The sequence below is a fragment of the Methylobacterium sp. Leaf94 genome (assembly GCF_001426045.1).
In the GTDB taxonomy this organism is placed as follows: domain Bacteria; phylum Pseudomonadota; class Alphaproteobacteria; order Rhizobiales; family Beijerinckiaceae; genus Methylobacterium.
In genome coordinates this window covers 163,636-180,445 of sequence record NZ_LMRM01000002.1, presented here as the reverse complement: position 1 = coordinate 180,445, position 16,810 = coordinate 163,636, and the positions used below count along the sequence as shown (strand labels likewise).

The window sequence follows — 16,810 nt, the reverse complement described above, 5'->3', positions numbered from 1 at the left end:
AGGCGGGATCAGGCGCGCCGCAGGCGAAGCCCGAACAGGCGCAGCGTCCCCAACAACAGCACGGCGTAGACCAGCGTTCCGGCGATCCCGAGCAGGCCCAGCACCGCCATCTCGCGCAGGCGCGGCAGGGCCGGCACCAGGGCATCGGCCAGGGGCAGGCCGTAATGGGCGGTGGCCGCGAGGGCGATGCAGGCCACCACCACCCCGACGCCGGTGACCCCGAGGGTGCGGCCCGGGGCCATCCAGCCGCGGCGCCAGGCGAGGGCCACGAGGAGGCCGAGGTTGACCCACTGGCCGATGGCCGTGGCCATCGCGAGGCCGGTCACGCCGTAGGGACCGGTGAGCACCACCTTCAGGGCGACGTTGACGGCGATGGCGGTCAGCGAGGCGATGAGCGGGGTCATCGTGTCCTGCCGGGCGTAGAAGCTCGGGAGCGCGCTGCGCAGGAGCACCACGGCCGGCAGGGCGAGCCCGTAGGCGGCGAGCACCGAGGCCGCGCGGGCGGCATCCTCCGCCCCGAAGGCGCCGCGCTGGAACAGGGCCGTCATGATCAGGACCGGCAGGGTGAGGAACGCCACCGTGAAGGGCGCCGAGAGGGCGAGGGAAAAGCCCGCGGCGCGGTTCTGCGCCGCATGCGCGCCGGCGACGTCGCCGCCGGCGATGCGCCGGCTCATCTCCGGCAGGAGCACCGTGCCGGCCGCGATGGCGATGACCCCGAAGGGCAGCTGGTAGAGCCGGTCGGCGTAGTACAGGGCCGAGACCGCACCGGTCGGCAGGAAGCTCGCCAGGATCGTGTCGGCGAAGGAGGCGATCTGGAACCCGGCCGAGCCGATCACCGCCGGCCCCAGCACCTTGAAGAAGCGCCACATGGCCGGGTCGCGCAGGGTCGGTGTCGTCAGGGTCGGGGCGATGCCCGCCCGCCGGCAATCCCACCACACCAGGGCGAATTGCAGCACGCCCGACACCGTCACGCCCCAGGCGGCAGCGTAGGCGGCGTTGGGGAAGAGCGACGCCGAGGCCAGGGCGGCGAGCATCGACAGGTTCAGGAGGACCGGCGCACCGGCCGCCACGGCGAAGCGCCGATGGGCGTTGAGGAGGCCGGAGAACAGGGTCACCAGCGTCATGAACAGGAGGTAGGGGAAGGTGATCCGGGTCAGCGAGACGGCGAGCGCGAACCGCTCCGGGTCCTCCGAGAAACCGGGCGCCAGGGCCCGCACGACCCAGGGCATCGCCGGCATGGCGAGGGCCAGGAAGCCGATCTGCACCAGCAGCATCAGGGTGAAGATGCGGTCGGCGAAGCGCCGGGCCGCGCCCGTCTCCGGGTCGGCCTTCTCGGTCTCCGACAGGCTGGCGTAGCTCGGCACGAAGGCGGTGTTGAAGGCGCCTTCGCCGAAGATCGCCCGGAAGTGGTTCGGCAGGCGGAACGCCACCACGAAGGCGTCGGCCACCGGCCCGGCTCCCAGGATCGCGGCCATCACCACGTCGCGGGCGAACCCGGTGACGCGCGAAACCAGCGTCCAGCCGCCGACGGAGAGGATGCTGCGGATCATGGGGGACTGCCGGGACGCGGGGCGGGGAGAGTCGGGCGAGCCCTAGACCATGCCGGCGCGCCCGGCGCAAACGCGGAACCGTTCAACGGTCACGCGCCTTGCGCCGCGCACGGACGGCCCGCGGTCGGTGTTCGCCCGACCGCGCCGGTCCGCCCCGGCGCAGCAGGCCCTCTCGCCTTGGACCAGACACTCGCCCAGGACACCTCGCCGTCATTCCGGGTCGTCGGAGACGAGCCCGGACTCCAGAGCCGCCGCCCGTGCGAAATCTCGCACCACCTGCGTTTCCGGATCCCGGCTTCCGCGACGCGGCTCCGGAATGACGGCGGGCCGCCGGAGAATTCCGGTCAGCCGGTCTCCGTCAGCGACGGCCCTGTCCTTCGCGAGACGGCGCCTGTCCCCAGCCTCGTGGCGAGGCCGTAGGATCGTGGGGCCTTACGCGGTGGCCTCACCGTACATCTTTTCCACGTGCTCCCAGTTCACCAGGTTCTCGATGAACGCCTTGAGGTAGTCGGGGCGGCGATTGCGGTAGTCGATGTAGTAGGAGTGCTCCCAGACGTCGACGCCGAGGATCGGCTTGGCGCCGTGCACGAGCGGGTTCTCGCCGTTCGGGGTCTTCATGATGGCGAGCTTGCCGTCCTTGACCGCGAGCCAGGCCCAGCCGGAGCCGAACTGACCGACGCCGGCCTGGATGAAGTCGGCCTTGAACTTCTCGAAGCCGCCGAGATCCTCGTCGATCTTCTTGGCGAGCGCACCCGGGGCGGCGCCGCCGCCGTTGGGCTTCATCCACTGCCAGAAATGGATGTGGTTGTAGTGCTGGCCGGCATTGTTGAAGAGCGGCTGGTTGTTGCCGTAGGCCGAGGTCAGGACCTCCTCGACGCTCTTGCCTTCCAGGCCCGTGCCCTCGAGCAGCTTGTTGCCCGTGTCGACATAGGCCTTGTGGTGCTTGTCGTGGTGAAACTCGAGGGTTTCCTTCGACATGTAGGGGCCGAGCGCGTCGTAGGCGTAGGGCAGTTCGGGCAAGGTGAAGGTCATGGGCAACTCTCCGTCTCGTGAGACATCGGACACGATCAGGCGCGCGATCCGCGCGCGATCCTCGCACCAACGCGCCGTTACGTAAGTCGATGCCCGGATGAAGTCGATGCCCGGGTGGCGTCCACGCCCGGGCGGAGACGATGCCCGGACGGCGGCGATCCGCGGGGGCCTGCCCGGGGCGTGGCTGCGCCCGGCGTGCGAGTGTGCGTTTTGCAAATGCCCCCCAGGCCTTTAGTGTGCGCGCCGCACCTGAAGGTGCAGGCGTTTGTCGAGACATCCATGAATATCGCGCTGTTCGCGCTGGCCGCCGTCATGATCGTCGGCGGAATCGTATCCGTCATCCAGGGTTTCCCCTTCGTCCGGCTGGAGAGCGGTCTCGCCATGACCATCGCGGGCGCCACCACGGCGTCGGCCGGGGCCGTGGTGCTGGGACTGGCGGTCGTGGCGGGCCGCCTGCGCGGCCTGGAGCGCGCCTTCCGCGAGGCGCGTCCGGCGACCCCGTCCTTCCCCCCGGCCGAGACCGGGCTCGCCCCCGGCGGCGCAGCAGACCCGAGCGCCGCCCAGCGGGCCCGGCCGAGCCTCGCCGCCACCGCCGCGAGCCTGGGTGCCGGTCTGGGCGCCGGCGCGGGCTTGGGAGGCGCCGCCTCCACTCGCCCCGGCCTGGAACCGACCTTCTTCGACCCCGCGCCGCCATCCCCGGAGCCCTCGGCCGCCGAACCTCTGCTGCCGAACCTGCTGCCGGCGGACGCGCCCCACGATCGTCCGGAGCCGCACATCCCGGAGCCGCGCATCGCCGACGCCGCACCGGATCCCGAGACCCGGGCGACGGAGAACGACCTGTTCGACGGCCCCGCTCCCGCGCCGGCACCCGAGCCGGCGCCCGAGAGCGCCCCTCGCTTCAAGGAGGCCGAGGCGGAGCCCCGTCGCGCGCCCGACCCCGTTCCCCCGCATCCGTCCGCCATCGAGACGGCCGAGTTCGTGGGCGTTCCCGAGGACAAGCCCGAACCGTCCCCGGAGGCGCCGGCCGCCGAGTCCACGCCCCCCGTCGCGGAGGAACCGCAGGTCGTCGGCACCTATGCCTCGGGAGGGAACACCTACGTGATGTATTCCACCGGCGTGATCGAGGCGGACACGCCGCGGGGCCGCTTCACCTTCGGCTCCCTCGACGAACTCAAGGCCTTCGTCGAGGCGGGCGGGGAGACCGACAGCCGCGGCGCGGCCTGATCGCAGCCCTCCTTCGCGGGAGCGCCCTCAGGCCAGCGGATTCAGCGCCGCGTTGCGGACCGGCAGGGGCGCCCGCATCGTCAGGGTGAACCCCTCCGGCGGGTAGTTCATGGAGACCTCGGCCCGCACCTGGGCCGTCAGCACCCGCTGGAGCAGGCGCGAGCCGAAGCCCTGCCGCTTCGGCGGTGCGACCGGTGGGCCGCCGCTCTCGACCCAGGTGAAGTGCAGGGTCCCGGCCGGACCGCCGGGCTCGAGCGCCCAGGTGATCGCCACCCGGCCGTCCCGGGTGGACAGGGCCCCGTACTTGGCGGCGTTCGTGGTCAGTTCGTGGATCGCCATGCCGATCGGCACCGCGACCTCGGACGCCATGTCGACGGGGGGGCCGGAGAGCTGGATGCGGGCGTCCCGCTCCTCCGCACCGTTCAGGGATCCTTCCGCATAGGGCTTCAACTCGTTGGCGAGCAGGGTGCGCAGGGACGCCGTCTGCCAGGTGTCCTCGGTGAGGACCGAGTGGGTGTGGGCCAGCGACATGATCCGGCCGACGAAGGCCTCGTAGAAGCTCTCGATGCTGGAGGCGGTGCGGGCGGTCGATCCGACGATGGCCTGGACCGTGGCCAGGGTGTTCTTCACCCGGTGGTGCAGCTCGCGGATCAGGAGCGTCTGGCGCTCCTCGGCGAGCCGGCGCTCGGTCACGTCGGCCACGACCCCGATCAGGCGGCGCGGCAGGCGGTTGGGCGCGTCGCGCTCGAAGCGCCCGGCGAAGTCGAGGGTGCGCCACGCCCCGTCGCTGAGGCGGCGGATGCGAGCCGAGACCGCCAGGGTGGTGTCCTCGCGCAGGGCCTGCGTGATCGCGGCGCGGAAGGCCGGGCGGTCGTCGGGATGCAGCACGGTCTCGAGGAATTCGCGCTTGCCCAGGGCGCCGTCGGCGGCGCTGCGCCCGAAGATCGCGAACATGCGCTCGTTCTCCCAGATCGCCTGGTCGTCGAGCATGTGCCATTCGAAGATCCCGAGGGCCGCCAGGGAGGTGGCGATGCGCAGGCGCTGCTCGCCGTCCCGCAGGGCGTTGCGGGCCTCCACGTGGGTGGTCACGTCCTCGACCACGCCGACGAGGGTCGCGGGTCGATCGGCGCCCTCCCCCGCCGGGATGGCCTGCCCCCGGACCCCGACATCGATCGCGGTGCCGTCCGGCGCCCGGCGCAGGCGGCATTCGAAGGTGAAGGGCGCGCCGTCCCGCAAGGATGCGCGGACCTGGGCCCGGATGCGGGCGACCTCGCCGCCGTCCATCGCGGCCTGGAGGCGGGTCCAGGTGACCGGATCGTCCGCGGCATAGCCGAGGAGATGCGCGGCCCGGCGCGACAGGACGACCCGGCCGTCGGCGAAGTCGTAGCGCCACTCGCCCAGGCCCGCCGCCGTCAGGGCGGCGCGGTTCTCCTCGGCCCGCGCGACCTCGTCGGGATCGACGGCCTCGACCACGAGGATCTGCAGGTCGTCGCGCTGCTTCGAGGGGCGGATGCGCATGTCCAGGCCGGTGCCGTCCGCCCGGAGCCAGCGCCGGATGCAGACGCGCTGGGCCACGGCGCCGAGGACCGAGAGGGCCCGCCCATTGAGGGCGCCGGGCTCATAGCCGAGGAGATCGCAGAGATGGGGGTTGGCGTCGCGGATGAGGCCGGCCCCGTCGACCACCAGGATGCCGATCGGCGCCTGCGCGAAGGCCGTCCCGTGCAGACCCGATCCTGGCCCGGCATCCGGGGCGGGCGCCGACGCCAAGTCCGTCCCGACGCCCGCGATGGAAGACTTGTCCATGGAAGACTTGTCCGAAGCGTCGTGCACGCCACATCCTCGCTCGGCGCGTCCGACCTCGTGTCACGGACGCGCGACCGCGCTCCACCGGACGGCTCGCGGTGATCGCGGCCCATCAGACAACCGAAGTCCGAGCGGAACAAGGCCGGGCTGAGATGGGGATGCGCGTTTCTCGAACAACCCCATCAAAAGGATGTCGGCAAACCGGGTTACGCCGCCACCGCGCTCAGGCCGGTCCGACCCGGCGGAATTCGAGGTAGCTCGGCGGCCGGCCGGCGGCGAGGGCCTTGGCCTCGTAGCGGGTGCCCGGCCAATCCGACCAGGGCTGCGTCCAGTCCCGGGCCGCCTCGGCGGTCCAGGCGAGGTCCGGACAGCGCGCGGCGCGAACGAGGGTCCAGCCGGCGTAATCGTCGATGTCGCTGGCGAAGCGGAACACGCCGCCGGGCCGGAGCACGCGGGCGATCTCCGCCAGGGCGCCGTCGGAGACGAAGCGGCGCTTGCGCTGCCGGCGCTTGGGCCAGGGATCGGGATAGAGCAGGTAGACCCGGGCCAGGCTGGCATCGGGCAGGGCCGCGAGCAGGGCCGTGGCGTCCTCGTCCCAGATCCGGACGTTGCGGAGGGCCGCCTCGTCCACCGCGCGCAGGAGCTTGACGACGCCGTTGACGAAGGGCTCCGCGCCGATGATGCCGGTGCGGGGGTGGGCGGCCGCCTGGGCGGCGAGATGCTCGCCGCCGCCGAAGCCGATCTCGAGCCAGACCTCGTCCACCGGGACGGGAAACAGGCTCGGAGGATCGAGGGGCTCGCCGGCGGGCGGCAGGGTCAGCCGGAGGGTCGGCAGCAGCTCGGACAGGCGCTGCTCCTGGCCGGCCCGCAGGCGCTTGCCCTTGCGGCGACCGTAGAAGGCGCGGTCGGCGCCCTCCGGTGATTCAGGCCCGCCCGGGTGGGGCGGGAGATGGTCCCGCCCCAGGGTCATGGGGTCAGGCCAGGGCCGACTTGAGGCCGTCGGCCAGATCGACGCGCTCCCACGAGAAGCCGCCATCGGCCTCCGGGGCGCGGCCGAAATGGCCGTAGGCGGAGGTGCGGGCGTAGATCGGCTTGTTCAGGCCGAGCTTCGTCCGGATGCCGCGGGGCGACAGGTCGAAGGCGTTCATCAGCACGTCCTCGAGCCGGGCCTCGTCGACCTGGCCGGTCCCGTGGAGGTCGACGTAGATCGAGAGCGGCTTGGCGACGCCGATGGCGTAGGCGAGCTGGATCGTCGCGCGGGTGGCGAGGCCGGCGGCCACCACGTTCTTGGCGAGGTAGCGCGCCGCGTAGGCGGCCGAGCGGTCGACCTTCGTCGGATCCTTGCCCGAGAAGGCGCCGCCGCCGTGGGGCGCCGCGCCGCCGTAGGTGTCGACGATGATCTTGCGGCCGGTGAGGCCGGCATCGCCGTCGGGACCGCCGATCACGAACTTGCCGGTCGGGTTCACGTGCCAGACAGTCTCCTCGGAGACCCAGTTCTGCGGCAGGGCGGCCAGGATGTAGGGCTCGACGATGGCGCGCACGTCGGCCGAGTCGAGGGACTCGTCCAGGTGCTGGGTCGAGAGAACGATCTGCGTGACCCCGACCGGGCGGCCGTTCTCGTAGCGGACGGTGACCTGGCTCTTGGCGTCGGGGCCGAGCTTGACGGCGTCGCCCTGGCGGGCCTTGCGGGCGTCGGCGAGGTCCTTGAGGATCTTGTGGGCGTAGTAGATCGGCGCCGGCATCAGCTCGGGCGTCTCGTCGGAGGCGTAGCCGAACATGATGCCCTGGTCGCCCGCGCCCTCGTCCTTATTACCGGACGAGTCCACGCCCTGCGCGATGTCCGCCGACTGGGCGTGCAGGTGGATGGCGATGTCGTTGTTCTTCCAGTGGAAGCCCGACTGCTCGTAGCCGATGTCCTTGACCGCCGCGCGGGTCAGCTCGGCGAGATGGTCGAAGGTCACGGAATCGGGACCGCGCACCTCGCCCGCGATGACGATGCGGTTGGTGGTGGCCAGGGTCTCGACGCCGAGGCGGGCTTCCGGCATCGCCGCGAGGTAGGCGTCCACGACGGTGTCGGAGATCCGGTCGCAGACCTTGTCGGGATGGCCTTCCGAGACGGATTCGCTCGTGAACAGGTAGTTTGAACGCGGCATTGGGGCCCCCATGCAGTGGGCGCCCAGGCTGTGGCGGCGCCGTTCCCGATTGATCAGGCGCGCGTGTCTGGCAGGACAGCCCCGCAGGGTCAAGCCGGAAGACCGGATAAATCCGCCAAAGCGAACGAATCGGACGATAGATCAGCCGTCGAGCTGGCGCCCGATCGCCTGGAGGATCGCGGCGAACCGGCGGCGCTCCGGCTCGGGGAAATGTGCGCTCACGTGCTGCACCACGACGTTCGTCAGGCCCAGCCAGGGATTGTCGGCGGCGTAGACCTCCTGAGGCCCCTCGGCGAACCCCGGTCCTGCGTCGCCGCCGGACGGTCCCGCGCCCTCTTGCTCCAGCCCGTCGAAGAAATAGGCGATCGGCACCCCCGTCAGCCGGCTGAAGGTGTCGAGATGGATGGCGCTGATGCGGTTCGTGCCCTTCTCGTACTTCTGCAACTGGGCGGCCGACATCCCGAAGCTCTGGGCGACGCGCTTCTGGGTCAGGGACGCCCTCTTGCGCTGCTCGGCGATTCGCTGCCCCACGTGAACGTCCCGTGCGTCCGTCTTCTGCCCAGCCATCTTGCCCGTCCCACGCTCTGCTGCGAGCCCTTGCAGCGCCAGGGCCTGACCACGTCCGGACCCTTCGCCCTCAGCGAAGGCTTCGCCGCGGAGACGACCTGCCTTCCGTTCGCCCGGCGGGACGGTATGGCCCCCTCCCGCAGGCGTCAAACCGAACGGGGCCCTGGGGATCACGCGACCGGGCGATCATGTGGACAAGCCGTCCACCCCACATTTCCCGCATCGCAACCGGGCCCGGGCGGCCGGCGTGGTCGAGCCCTGGGGCAGACGGCATCCGGGTGTCGGACGGCGAGATCGCGCCCGCCCATCAACAACCGTCAGATCAAGAAGCGGTCATGCCCAATTTCACGCCTCGAACGGTCAGAGACCTTGACCAATCCTGAAAGAATATGGGGCAAGCCTATATTTCTCGCATCTGAAGGATTTATCGGGCTCCTCGTGATGCAAAACGTATCAGGCAGACCTATACTCTTGTCCCACGGCGCTGCGAAGGCAGCGCATGAAGGGACCTCACGCGTCATGACTATGGGACATCATCAACAGACGGCCACGATTCTGCCCTTTCGCAATCCGCGGGCCTCGGCGGCACAGGGATCACCCGCGATCGGCAAGACGGACAGCGAGGCGAAGGGGCAGCGCCCGTCCCAAGCGGCCTACCACGACAGCGGATATCATCAGGCGGCCATCGAGGAAGCCTCGCGGACCCGCAAGCCCTAGGACGGGCCTTCCGGACCAAGCCTCCATTCGGACACCGGCCCGCCAGCGCGCGCCGATTCGATCCGCATCTGCGGGCGCCGAGCCCAGGCACGCGGGCGTGTGCGGGTCGCCCCCTGCCCTTGCGGGGGCATGCCGGGCGCAGCGGCCCAAGCCTCCAAGCCCGAGCCTACAAAATTCTGAAGCGAGATCGATGCAATCGCGCGCCGGACACGGCGCGTGCGTGGTGGCGTCCCCGGCAGGTCTCGAACCTGCGACCCCAGGTTTCATCCCACTTCGGCTTCCGCCGCCGCGCGCCCGGAGGCGCCCGTTCGTGGTCTGGACTATCCCTTCACCGTAGGCTTCGTCGCCGAACCCCTTAGGTGCCGCCCGTCTAGTCTCTACACCGTCCCGAAGCCCGCGGATGCGGGTGCCGGGCTTGGCTCGGGATTGGCTGCGTGCGCCGGAAGCACACGGTGAGCGTTCCCCGAATTTGAGCGGATCCGCCGCGCGGTTTCCCCTCGCGACGCCCAATTAAGATCTAGGAAACCTGTGCTCTGTCCAGCTGAGCTACGGAGACTCACCGGGGGTGTTCCTAGCATCATCGTCCGGACCCGCCAACCGGGGACGCACGTCTCTGCCGGCCGGTCCGCGAGGCCCAGCCCCGCCGGCCTCCCCTCCCCTTGGGCGGTCGTCTCGCCTGTGGCCATCTTGCCGCAATGCGGCATGAACCGGCCGGCGCGCCGGCCCCCTTCCTTGTCTCTACCCCGTACGGGGCGACAATGGCGGGGGATTCGCACCATCGCCCGGGAGTCGGTTTCGTGACGATCGCACAGCGACGATCGCCCCGCCTGCGGGGAGGACGGCGTCTCGGCTTGGCCGTGGGCGCCGCTCTCGCGCTGCCGAACCCGGCCGGCGCGGGCGCGCCCGAGTGCCGTGAGGCGCCGGCGCGGGCGGAGCGTCTCGCCGGCCTCGGCGTGCGGGGCGAGCTGATCCTCGCGTCCGGCCAACGGGCCGTGCTGGACGGCGTGCGCTGGCCGGACAGGCCGGACCTGGCGTCGGAGGCCGGCGCCTGGCTGCTCGCCCGCAACGGACGCTCCCTGACGCTGGTCGCCCGGGGCGAGAGCGATCGATGGGGCCGGTCCCACGTCGACGCGACGGTGGCCGAGACCGACGCCGAGGCGGCGACGCCCGATCTCGCGGCCGGGCTGGTGGCTCTCGGCCTCGTCGCGGTCGATGCGGGCGAGCGGGACACCCTGTGCCGGCCGGCTCTCCTGGCGGTCGAGGCCGGGGCGCGACGGCGCGGCCGCGGCCTCTGGGGCCAAGCCGGTCCGGACGTCCGGGACGGCCCGGCCCTGCGCGCCAGACTGGGTCACTTCGTCGTGATGCAGGGCGCGGTGCGGTGGGTCGGCGAGCGCCCGCGCCGCACCTATCTCGACTTCGCAGGCCGGGGCGAGGATGGGCTGACCGTGACCGTGTCGAAACGCACTTGGCGCGTCTTGCAGGAACGTGGTTTGAGTGCGGCCTCCCTGCGCGGGCGAGAGGTCCGGGTCCGGGGGGTGGTCGAGGCGTGGCGCGGCCCGACCCTCGACATCGCGAGTGCCGACATGATCGAAGTTCTGGACGGGGAGCAGGCGCAGCGGCGCTGAACGGCATGGGTTCGATCCTTCGCCTCACGATGGCCGCTCCTTCGCCGGCGGGCCGGCTCCGGCCCGGCCGGCAGGCCGCCGCCTGGCCGCTCCTCGGGCTGCTGCTCTCGGGCTGCATCGGCGACCAGACCGGTGCCGTCGTGCAGAAGGCGGCGCTGGCCGTGCCCCGCGAGGCGCCGCGCACGACGGGGCGCGAGCGCACTGCCTCGGACGCCGACCACGCCAAGCTCGTGGCCTCCTTCGGCGGCGAGTACCGGTCCCCGGCGACGTTGCGTCTCGTCAGCGACGTGACCGACCGCCTCGTCAAGGCGACCGAGCGGCCGGAGGAGACCTACGCGGTCACCCTGCTCGACTCGCCCGTCATCAACGCCTTCGCGCTGCCGAGCGGCCGGCTCTACGTCACCCGGGGCCTGCTGGCACTGGCGAGCGACACCTCCGAGGTGGCCGCCGTCCTCGCCCACGAGATCGCCCACGTCACCTTGCGCCACGCCACGGCGCGCACCGAGCTGGCGCTGCGCTCGCAGCTGGTCAGCAAGGTCGTGGCCGACGTACTCAACGATCCCGTGACGGGCGCCCAGCTCCAGAGCCAGTCGAAATTCGCCCTCGCCCGGTTCTCGCGCGACCAGGAACTCGAGGCCGACAGCGTCGGGGTACGCACCCTGGCGCGCGCCGGCTACGATCCGTTCGGCGCCGGCCGGTTCCTCACGGCCCTGAGCCGGACCACGGCCCTGAAGACCGGCACCGGCATGGCCGGCGAACCCGATATGCTGGCGACCCATCCGGGCACCACCGAGCGCATCACCCTGGTGACCCGCGCCGCCCGCCTCATCGGTGCCCCCGGCCTCGGGGTCGACGAGCGCGCCCGCTACCTCGCGGCCATCGACGGCATCGCCTACGGCGACAATCCGGGCGACGGCGTCGTGCGCGGGCGCAAGTTCCTCCATCCCGCCCTCGGCATCGCCTTCGAGGTGCCGGAGGGCTTCTCCATCGAGAACACCCGCAACGCGGTCCTGGGCACCACCGGAGAGGGCAGCCGGCGCCTGCTCTTCGATCAGGTCGAGAGCAATCCGGGCCAGGGCCTCGACGAGGTGCTGAAGGCGACATGGAACGATGTCGTCGAGCCGGGCTCCCTGGAGAACCGGATGGTCGCCGGCTACCCGGCGGCCACGGCCCTGTCCCGCGGCAAGGATTGGACCTTCCGCCTCGCCGTGATCCGGGTCGGCGAGACCACCTTCCGGATGATCATGGCGGCCAAGGGCAGCACCGATCCGGACGGCGCCTTCCGGCGCTGGACCGAGAGCCTGTCCGCGATCGATCCGGCCGAGGCCCGGACCCTGCGGCCCCTGCGCCTCGTGGTGGTGACGGCCGGCGCCGGCGAGACCGTCGAGGCCCTGGCGCAGCGCATGGTGGTCCCGGATAAACCGGTGGAGCGCTTCCTCGTGCTGAACGGCCTGGAGCGCGGCGCCCCCCTCCGGGCGGGCCAGACCTACAAGGTCGTGGTGGAATAGACGCGCCCGGCGAGAAGCGCTCGGCAAGACGCGATCAACAAGTCGGGAGCGGCGAGTCGGGAGCGGACTTCGGCGCCGGTCGGTGCACGGCCGTGCGGGACAGGCTTCCCCGCTCCGGTTTCGCCCGCCGTCGAGGCCTCGGCGATCGCGGCGGATCGATCGGCTGCGAGTTCCCTTCCGTGCCATTCTCGGGAATCTCGCCCCGCCGCGGACCACCGGCTCCTCCGCCTCGACCGATGCGCCGAGCGGCTGACACCGCACATGGCTCACGCTCCATGCGGGGGAGCGCACGTGCGCCGAGACCGCGGGCCAAAACCGCGCGGCGGCGCCGTCCCCGTGCAGAGCCATAATAAATCAGCGCACGCCCCAGTCGTGACCCTTAATAGCTCATAGTCAACACGCGCTTTTGTCTGGGACGTCAGGCGTTGTTCAGGCTATAATCGGACGCAGATCATGCCCGCTGCGCCTGCCCGGTCGGAAGCGGATGAACCCGGAGCCTCCGAGACCTGACATGCTCGCGATCCTGAGCGGCTTCCTCGACCGCACCAGCCTGGCACCACACGGGATCTGCCTGCTGTGGCGGCCGGAGCTGATCTGGACGCATGTCGTCTCGGACGCGATCATCGCCTTCGCCTACTTCACCATCCCGGTGGCCCTCGGGGTCTTCGTGACCCGGCGGCGCGACATAGCCTTCGGATGGATGTTCTGGGCCTTCGCCCTTTTCATCCTCGCCTGCGGCACCACCCATCTCTTCGGAATCTGGACCCTGTGGGTGCCGGACTACGCGGCCGAGGCCGTGATCAAGGCGATCACCGCCGCCGCCTCGATCGTGACGGCGATCCTGCTCTGGGTCCTGCTGCCGCGGGCCCTCGCCCTGCCCTCGCCCGACCAGTTGCGCAGGGCGAATGCCGAGCTGCTGGCGCGGATCGGCGAGCGCGACGCGGCGCTGGCCGCCCTGCACGAGGCCCATGCCGAGCGCGACCGGGCCGAGGAGATGCTGCGCCAGAGCCAGAAGATGGAGGCCATCGGCGCCCTCACGGGGGGCGTCGCCCACGACTTCAACAACCTGCTCGGCGTCGTCATCAGCAACCTCGACCGGATCGAGCGCTTCCTGCCTCCGGAGAGCGGGGCGCGCCGCTCCCTGAACGGCGCGCTCACGGGGGCCGAGCGCGCCGCGGCCCTGGTGCAGAAGATGCTCGCCTTCGCCCGGCGCCAGCCCCTCCAGCCGGTGCGGGTCGACCCGAACCGGCTGATCCGCGACCTGTCGGAACTCCTGCGCGGGGCCCTCGACGCGGTGGAGCGCCCGGAAATGACCCTCACGCCGCAGGTCTGGCCCGTCTGCGTCGACGCCAACCAATTGGAGAACGCCCTGCTGAACCTCGCGGTGAATGCCCGCGACGCGACCGAAAAGGGCGGGCGCACGGTCATCCGCACGCGCAACGTTCCCGCCGCGGAAGCCGAGCAGATCCCCGCCCTGCGCCCCGTCGATCACGTGGCCATCGCGGTCGCGGATAGCGGCCAGGGCATGAGCCCGGAGGTTCTCGCCCGTGCCTTCGAGCCGTTCTTCACCACCAAGGCGGTGGGCGAGGGCACCGGCCTCGGCCTGAGCCAGGTCTTCGGCTTTGCCAAGCAATCCGATGGGCACGTCGTGATTGAAAGTGCACCGGGCCGTGGCACGACGGTATGGATCTACTTGCCTCGCGATCCAACCGAGCTATCGTCCCCTCATCCGAGTGGAGAGGCGTCCCGGCTCGGCCGCACACCACGCCTGGGCTACGCCTGACGGAACGCCACGACGATGAGCGGCTCGGCCAAACCACGCATCCTCATGGTGGAGGACGAGTCTCTGCTACTGGAAGTCATCACGGCCGATCTCGAGGATGCCGGCTTCGCTGTCTTCCAGGCGGCGACCGCCGAGATCGCCCTGAACATCCTGAAGGCGGAGGCGTCCGTCGACATCCTGTTCACCGATATCCGGCTGCCCGGCCTGATGGACGGATGGCAGCTCGCCGAGGCCGCGCGGACCCTGCGTCCCGACCTGCCGGTCATCTACGCCACGGGGTTCTCGCAGACGCCGCCCCGCCTCATCGCGGGCAGCGTGTTCTTCACCAAGCCCTACCGCGCGGCGACGCTGATCAAGGCCATCGAATCCTTCGCGGTCGGGCCGAACGCGTGATCCAGCCCCCCGGCCCCACCCGCCGCGCCGTCGCGGTCGCGGGGCTCGCGGGCGCCGCGGCGCTGACCGCCGTCGGATCCTCCGCGGCCGGGGCGCCCGAGGCGGGGCCCGCGCGGACACGCGCGCTGCGCATCGCGATGCTGCTCTATCCGGGCATGACCGCCCTCGATCTCGTCGGGCCGCAGGCCCTCCTCGCCGGCATCGCCGGAGGCGGGCTGCACCTCGTGGCACGCGCGGCCGGCCCTGTCTCATCGGATACCGGCCTGACCCTCCTGGCCGGGGACAGCTTCGAGACCTGCCCGCGCGACGTCGACGTGCTGTTCGTGCCGGGGGGCGACGGCACGCCCGCGCAGATGCGCGATGCCGACACCCTGGCCTTCCTGCGCGACCGGGCGGCGCGCGCCGGCTGGATCACCAGCGTCTGCACCGGCTCGCTGATCCTCGGGGCGGCCGGCCTCCTGCAGGGCTATCGCGCCACCTCGCACTGGTGCGTCCGCGACCGGGTGCTGCCGCGCCTCGGCGCCATTCCGGTGGATGAGCGCGTGGTCTTCGACCGCAACCGCGTCACGGCGGCGGGCGTCTCGGCGGGTCTGGACTTCGCCCTGGCGCTCTGCGCGCGGCTCGCCGGGCCGGAGGCGGCCCGCACGAGCCAGCTCGTGGCCGAATACGCCCCGGCGCCCCCCTTCGCGGCCGGAACGCCGGAAACGGCCGGCCCCGCCATCACCGCGCGGGCGCGGGCGATCCTCGGCCCGCTCATCGACGGTGCGGACGCGGCGGCCGCGGCGATCACGCGCCCGTGACGGGAGCGCGGCCCGAAACCTGCCGGGGCCGCCAATCGCCGTTTGCCACTGCGTTGGGCAAACGCCAAGATCGCCCCTCACGAAGACCACACCCTTGCCATCCTCTTCCGGGCCCGCCCGCAATGCCGGGCGGGTCATCCGCTCCCAACCAGGATAGGACCACCCTATGGCGGCAGGCCTCGCGGGCGACCTCACGCGCACGAAATCGCTGGAACGGCTGAACAGCGACGCGGAGGGCGGCGAGCACAAGCTCGCCCGCACCCTCGGCCCCTGGAGCCTGATCGCCCTCGGCATCGGTGCGGTGATCGGCGCCGGCCTGTTCTCCCTGACCGGCATCGCGGCGGCCGAGCATGCGGGCCCCGCGGTGGTGATCTCCTTCGCCATCGCCTCGATCGCCTGCGCCTTCGCGGGCATGTGCTACAGCGAACTCGCCGGCATGATCCCGGTGGCGGGCTCGGCCTATACCTACGCCTACGCCACCATGGGTGAGTTCGTGGCCTGGATCATCGGCTGGGACCTCGTGCTCGAATACGCGGTCGGCGCGGCCACGGTCTCGGTGAGCTGGTCCAGCTACGTCACGCGCTTCCTGCGCGACACCCTCGGGATCAACCTGCCCCCGAGCCTCGTCCACTCCCCCTTCGAGACCTACGCCCTCGCCGACGGCACCACGGCCCACGGCCTCGTCAACCTGCCGGCGATCTTCATCATCGTGGCGGCCTCCGCCCTGCTGATGATCGGCATCCGGGAATCGGCCCGGGTCAACGCCGTGGTGGTGTTGATCAAGCTCGCCGTGGTGGCGGTCGTGATCGGGGTCGGGCTGTTCTACATCAAGGCGCAGAACTACGTGCCGTTCATCCCCGAGAACACCGGCACCTTCGGCGAGTACGGCTGGAGCGGCATCATGCGGGGCGCCGGCGTGGTGTTCTTCGCCTATGTGGGCTTCGACGCGGTCTCGACGGCCGCGCAGGAGGCCAAGAATCCCCAGCGCAACATGATGATCGGCATCCTGGGGTCGCTCGCCATCTGCACGGTGATCTACATCGCCTTCGCGGGGGTGCTCACCGGCCTCGTGCACTACGACCAGATGAAGGGCGACGCCGCCCCGGTGAACACCGCCATCGGCCAGACGCCGTTCCTGTGGCTACGCAGCCTCGTGACGCTCGGCGTGATCGCGGGCTTCTCCACCGTCATCCTGGTGCTGCTGCTGGGCCAGAGCCGGGTGTTCTACTCCATGAGCCAGGACCGGCTGCTGCCGGGCTTCTTTTCCAAGATCCACCCGGCCTGGAAGACGCCCTACCGCTCGAACCTGTTCTTCATGGTGTTCACCAGCGCGCTGGGCGGCTTCCTGCCGATCTCCCAGCTCGGCCACATGACGAGCATCGGCACGCTGCTGGCCTTCATCCTGGTCTGCATCGGCGTCATCATCCTGCGCCGGACCCAACCGGATGCGCGCCGCGACTACCGCACGCCCCTGGTCCCCCTGGTGCCGATCCTGGGCATCCTCAGCTGCTTTGCCATGATGGTCTCGCTCGACGGGGAGACCTGGCTGCGCCTGCTGGTCTGGCTCGCCATCGGCCTCGTCATCTACTTCGCCTGGAGCCGGCGCCACAGCCGCGTCGGGCGCGAGGAAGCGGCCTGATCGAGCCGGGAGGTCC

At 71.2% G+C, this 16,810-nt stretch carries 13 protein-coding genes; 7 read left to right on the top strand and 6 right to left on the bottom strand.

Annotated elements, in window-relative coordinates; genetic code table 11:
• Positions 1-8: 8 nt before the first annotated feature.
• Together murJ and ASG63_RS02530 are read right to left on the bottom strand one after the other, a co-directional pair.
• Positions 9-1,550, bottom strand: a complete 1,542-nt coding sequence (gene murJ / locus ASG63_RS02535; protein WP_056211732.1) for a murein biosynthesis integral membrane protein MurJ — start codon at positions 1,548-1,550, stop codon at positions 9-11.
• 432 nt (positions 1,551-1,982) lie between these two features.
• Positions 1,983-2,582, bottom strand: a complete 600-nt coding sequence (locus tag ASG63_RS02530) for a superoxide dismutase (protein WP_055946939.1) — start codon at positions 2,580-2,582, stop codon at positions 1,983-1,985.
• 279 nt (positions 2,583-2,861) lie between these two features.
• On the opposite strand from ASG63_RS02530, the gene ASG63_RS02525 reads away from it, so the two are divergent.
• The gene (locus tag ASG63_RS02525) at positions 2,862-3,806 is read left to right on the top strand and encodes a hypothetical protein (RefSeq protein WP_056211730.1); all 945 of its coding nucleotides are present in this window, start codon (positions 2,862-2,864) and stop codon (positions 3,804-3,806) included.
• A 27-nt stretch (positions 3,807-3,833) separates the two neighbouring features.
• On the opposite strand, the gene ASG63_RS02520 is transcribed toward ASG63_RS02525, so the two are convergent.
• The 4 genes from ASG63_RS02520 to ASG63_RS02505 form a co-directional block, all read right to left on the bottom strand.
• Positions 3,834-5,609 (bottom strand): HWE histidine kinase domain-containing protein, encoded by a 1,776-nt coding sequence (locus ASG63_RS02520; RefSeq protein ID WP_056211728.1) that lies wholly within the window; start codon positions 5,607-5,609, stop codon positions 3,834-3,836.
• A gap of 223 nt (positions 5,610-5,832) precedes the next feature.
• Positions 5,833-6,579, bottom strand: a complete 747-nt coding sequence (trmB, locus tag ASG63_RS02515) for a tRNA (guanine(46)-N(7))-methyltransferase TrmB (protein ID WP_082559148.1) — start codon at positions 6,577-6,579, stop codon at positions 5,833-5,835.
• Positions 6,580-6,583: 4 nt separating this feature from the next.
• Positions 6,584-7,762: a methionine adenosyltransferase gene (metK, locus tag ASG63_RS02510; RefSeq protein ID WP_056211726.1), complete on the bottom strand. Its 1,179-nt coding sequence runs from the start codon at positions 7,760-7,762 to the stop codon at positions 6,584-6,586.
• A 141-nt stretch (positions 7,763-7,903) separates the two neighbouring features.
• Positions 7,904-8,329, bottom strand: coding sequence for a helix-turn-helix domain-containing protein (locus tag ASG63_RS02505; protein ID WP_056211724.1), 426 nt, complete (start codon positions 8,327-8,329; stop codon positions 7,904-7,906).
• Between the two features lie 1,520 nt (positions 8,330-9,849).
• Between ASG63_RS02505 and ASG63_RS02495 the strand changes: the two genes are divergently transcribed.
• The 6 genes from ASG63_RS02495 (at position 9,850) to ASG63_RS02470 (ending at position 16,794) form a co-directional block, all read left to right on the top strand.
• Positions 9,850-10,671 carry a DNA-binding protein gene (locus tag ASG63_RS02495; protein ID WP_443189769.1) on the top strand — a complete coding sequence of 274 codons (822 nt, stop codon included), beginning with the start codon at positions 9,850-9,852 and terminating at the stop codon, positions 10,669-10,671.
• A gap of 29 nt (positions 10,672-10,700) precedes the next feature.
• The gene (locus ASG63_RS02490) at positions 10,701-12,179 is read left to right on the top strand and encodes a M48 family metalloprotease (protein WP_056211832.1); all 1,479 of its coding nucleotides are present in this window, start codon (positions 10,701-10,703) and stop codon (positions 12,177-12,179) included.
• A gap of 511 nt (positions 12,180-12,690) precedes the next feature.
• Positions 12,691-13,962 carry a sensor histidine kinase gene (locus ASG63_RS02485; RefSeq protein WP_056211721.1) on the top strand — a complete coding sequence of 424 codons (1,272 nt, stop codon included), beginning with the start codon at positions 12,691-12,693 and terminating at the stop codon, positions 13,960-13,962.
• 15 nt (positions 13,963-13,977) lie between these two features.
• Positions 13,978-14,355 (top strand): response regulator, encoded by a 378-nt coding sequence (locus ASG63_RS02480; protein WP_056211718.1) that lies wholly within the window; start codon positions 13,978-13,980, stop codon positions 14,353-14,355.
• A 137-nt stretch (positions 14,356-14,492) separates the two neighbouring features.
• The gene (locus ASG63_RS02475) at positions 14,493-15,155 is read left to right on the top strand and encodes a DJ-1/PfpI family protein (RefSeq protein ID WP_056211829.1); all 663 of its coding nucleotides are present in this window, start codon (positions 14,493-14,495) and stop codon (positions 15,153-15,155) included.
• A 166-nt stretch (positions 15,156-15,321) separates the two neighbouring features.
• The gene (locus ASG63_RS02470) at positions 15,322-16,794 is read left to right on the top strand and encodes an amino acid permease (RefSeq protein ID WP_056211717.1); all 1,473 of its coding nucleotides are present in this window, start codon (positions 15,322-15,324) and stop codon (positions 16,792-16,794) included.
• Positions 16,795-16,810: the final 16 nt, after the last annotated feature.

Excerpts from the sequence above, each read along its gene's own strand:
- ASG63_RS02525 (WP_056211730.1), top strand. The coding sequence starts at position 2,862 with ATGAATATCGCGCTGTTCGCGCTGGCCGCCGTCATGATCGTCGGCGGA.
- ASG63_RS02505 (WP_056211724.1), bottom strand. The coding sequence starts at position 8,329 with ATGGCTGGGCAGAAGACGGACGCACGGGACGTTCACGTGGGGCAGCGA.
- metK (WP_056211726.1), bottom strand. The coding sequence starts at position 7,762 with ATGCCGCGTTCAAACTACCTGTTCACGAGCGAATCCGTCTCGGAAGGC.
- ASG63_RS02470 (WP_056211717.1), top strand. The coding sequence starts at position 15,322 with ATGGCGGCAGGCCTCGCGGGCGACCTCACGCGCACGAAATCGCTGGAA.
- ASG63_RS02520 (WP_056211728.1), bottom strand. The coding sequence starts at position 5,609 with ATGGACAAGTCTTCCATCGCGGGCGTCGGGACGGACTTGGCGTCGGCG.
- ASG63_RS02475 (WP_056211829.1), top strand. The coding sequence starts at position 14,493 with ATGCTGCTCTATCCGGGCATGACCGCCCTCGATCTCGTCGGGCCGCAG.
- murJ (WP_056211732.1), bottom strand. The coding sequence starts at position 1,550 with ATGATCCGCAGCATCCTCTCCGTCGGCGGCTGGACGCTGGTTTCGCGC.
- ASG63_RS02530 (WP_055946939.1), bottom strand. The coding sequence starts at position 2,582 with ATGACCTTCACCTTGCCCGAACTGCCCTACGCCTACGACGCGCTCGGC.
- ASG63_RS02490 (WP_056211832.1), top strand. The coding sequence starts at position 10,701 with ATGGCCGCTCCTTCGCCGGCGGGCCGGCTCCGGCCCGGCCGGCAGGCC.
- ASG63_RS02485 (WP_056211721.1), top strand. The coding sequence starts at position 12,691 with ATGCTCGCGATCCTGAGCGGCTTCCTCGACCGCACCAGCCTGGCACCA.
- ASG63_RS02480 (WP_056211718.1), top strand. The coding sequence starts at position 13,978 with ATGAGCGGCTCGGCCAAACCACGCATCCTCATGGTGGAGGACGAGTCT.
- trmB (WP_082559148.1), bottom strand. The coding sequence starts at position 6,579 with ATGACCCTGGGGCGGGACCATCTCCCGCCCCACCCGGGCGGGCCTGAA.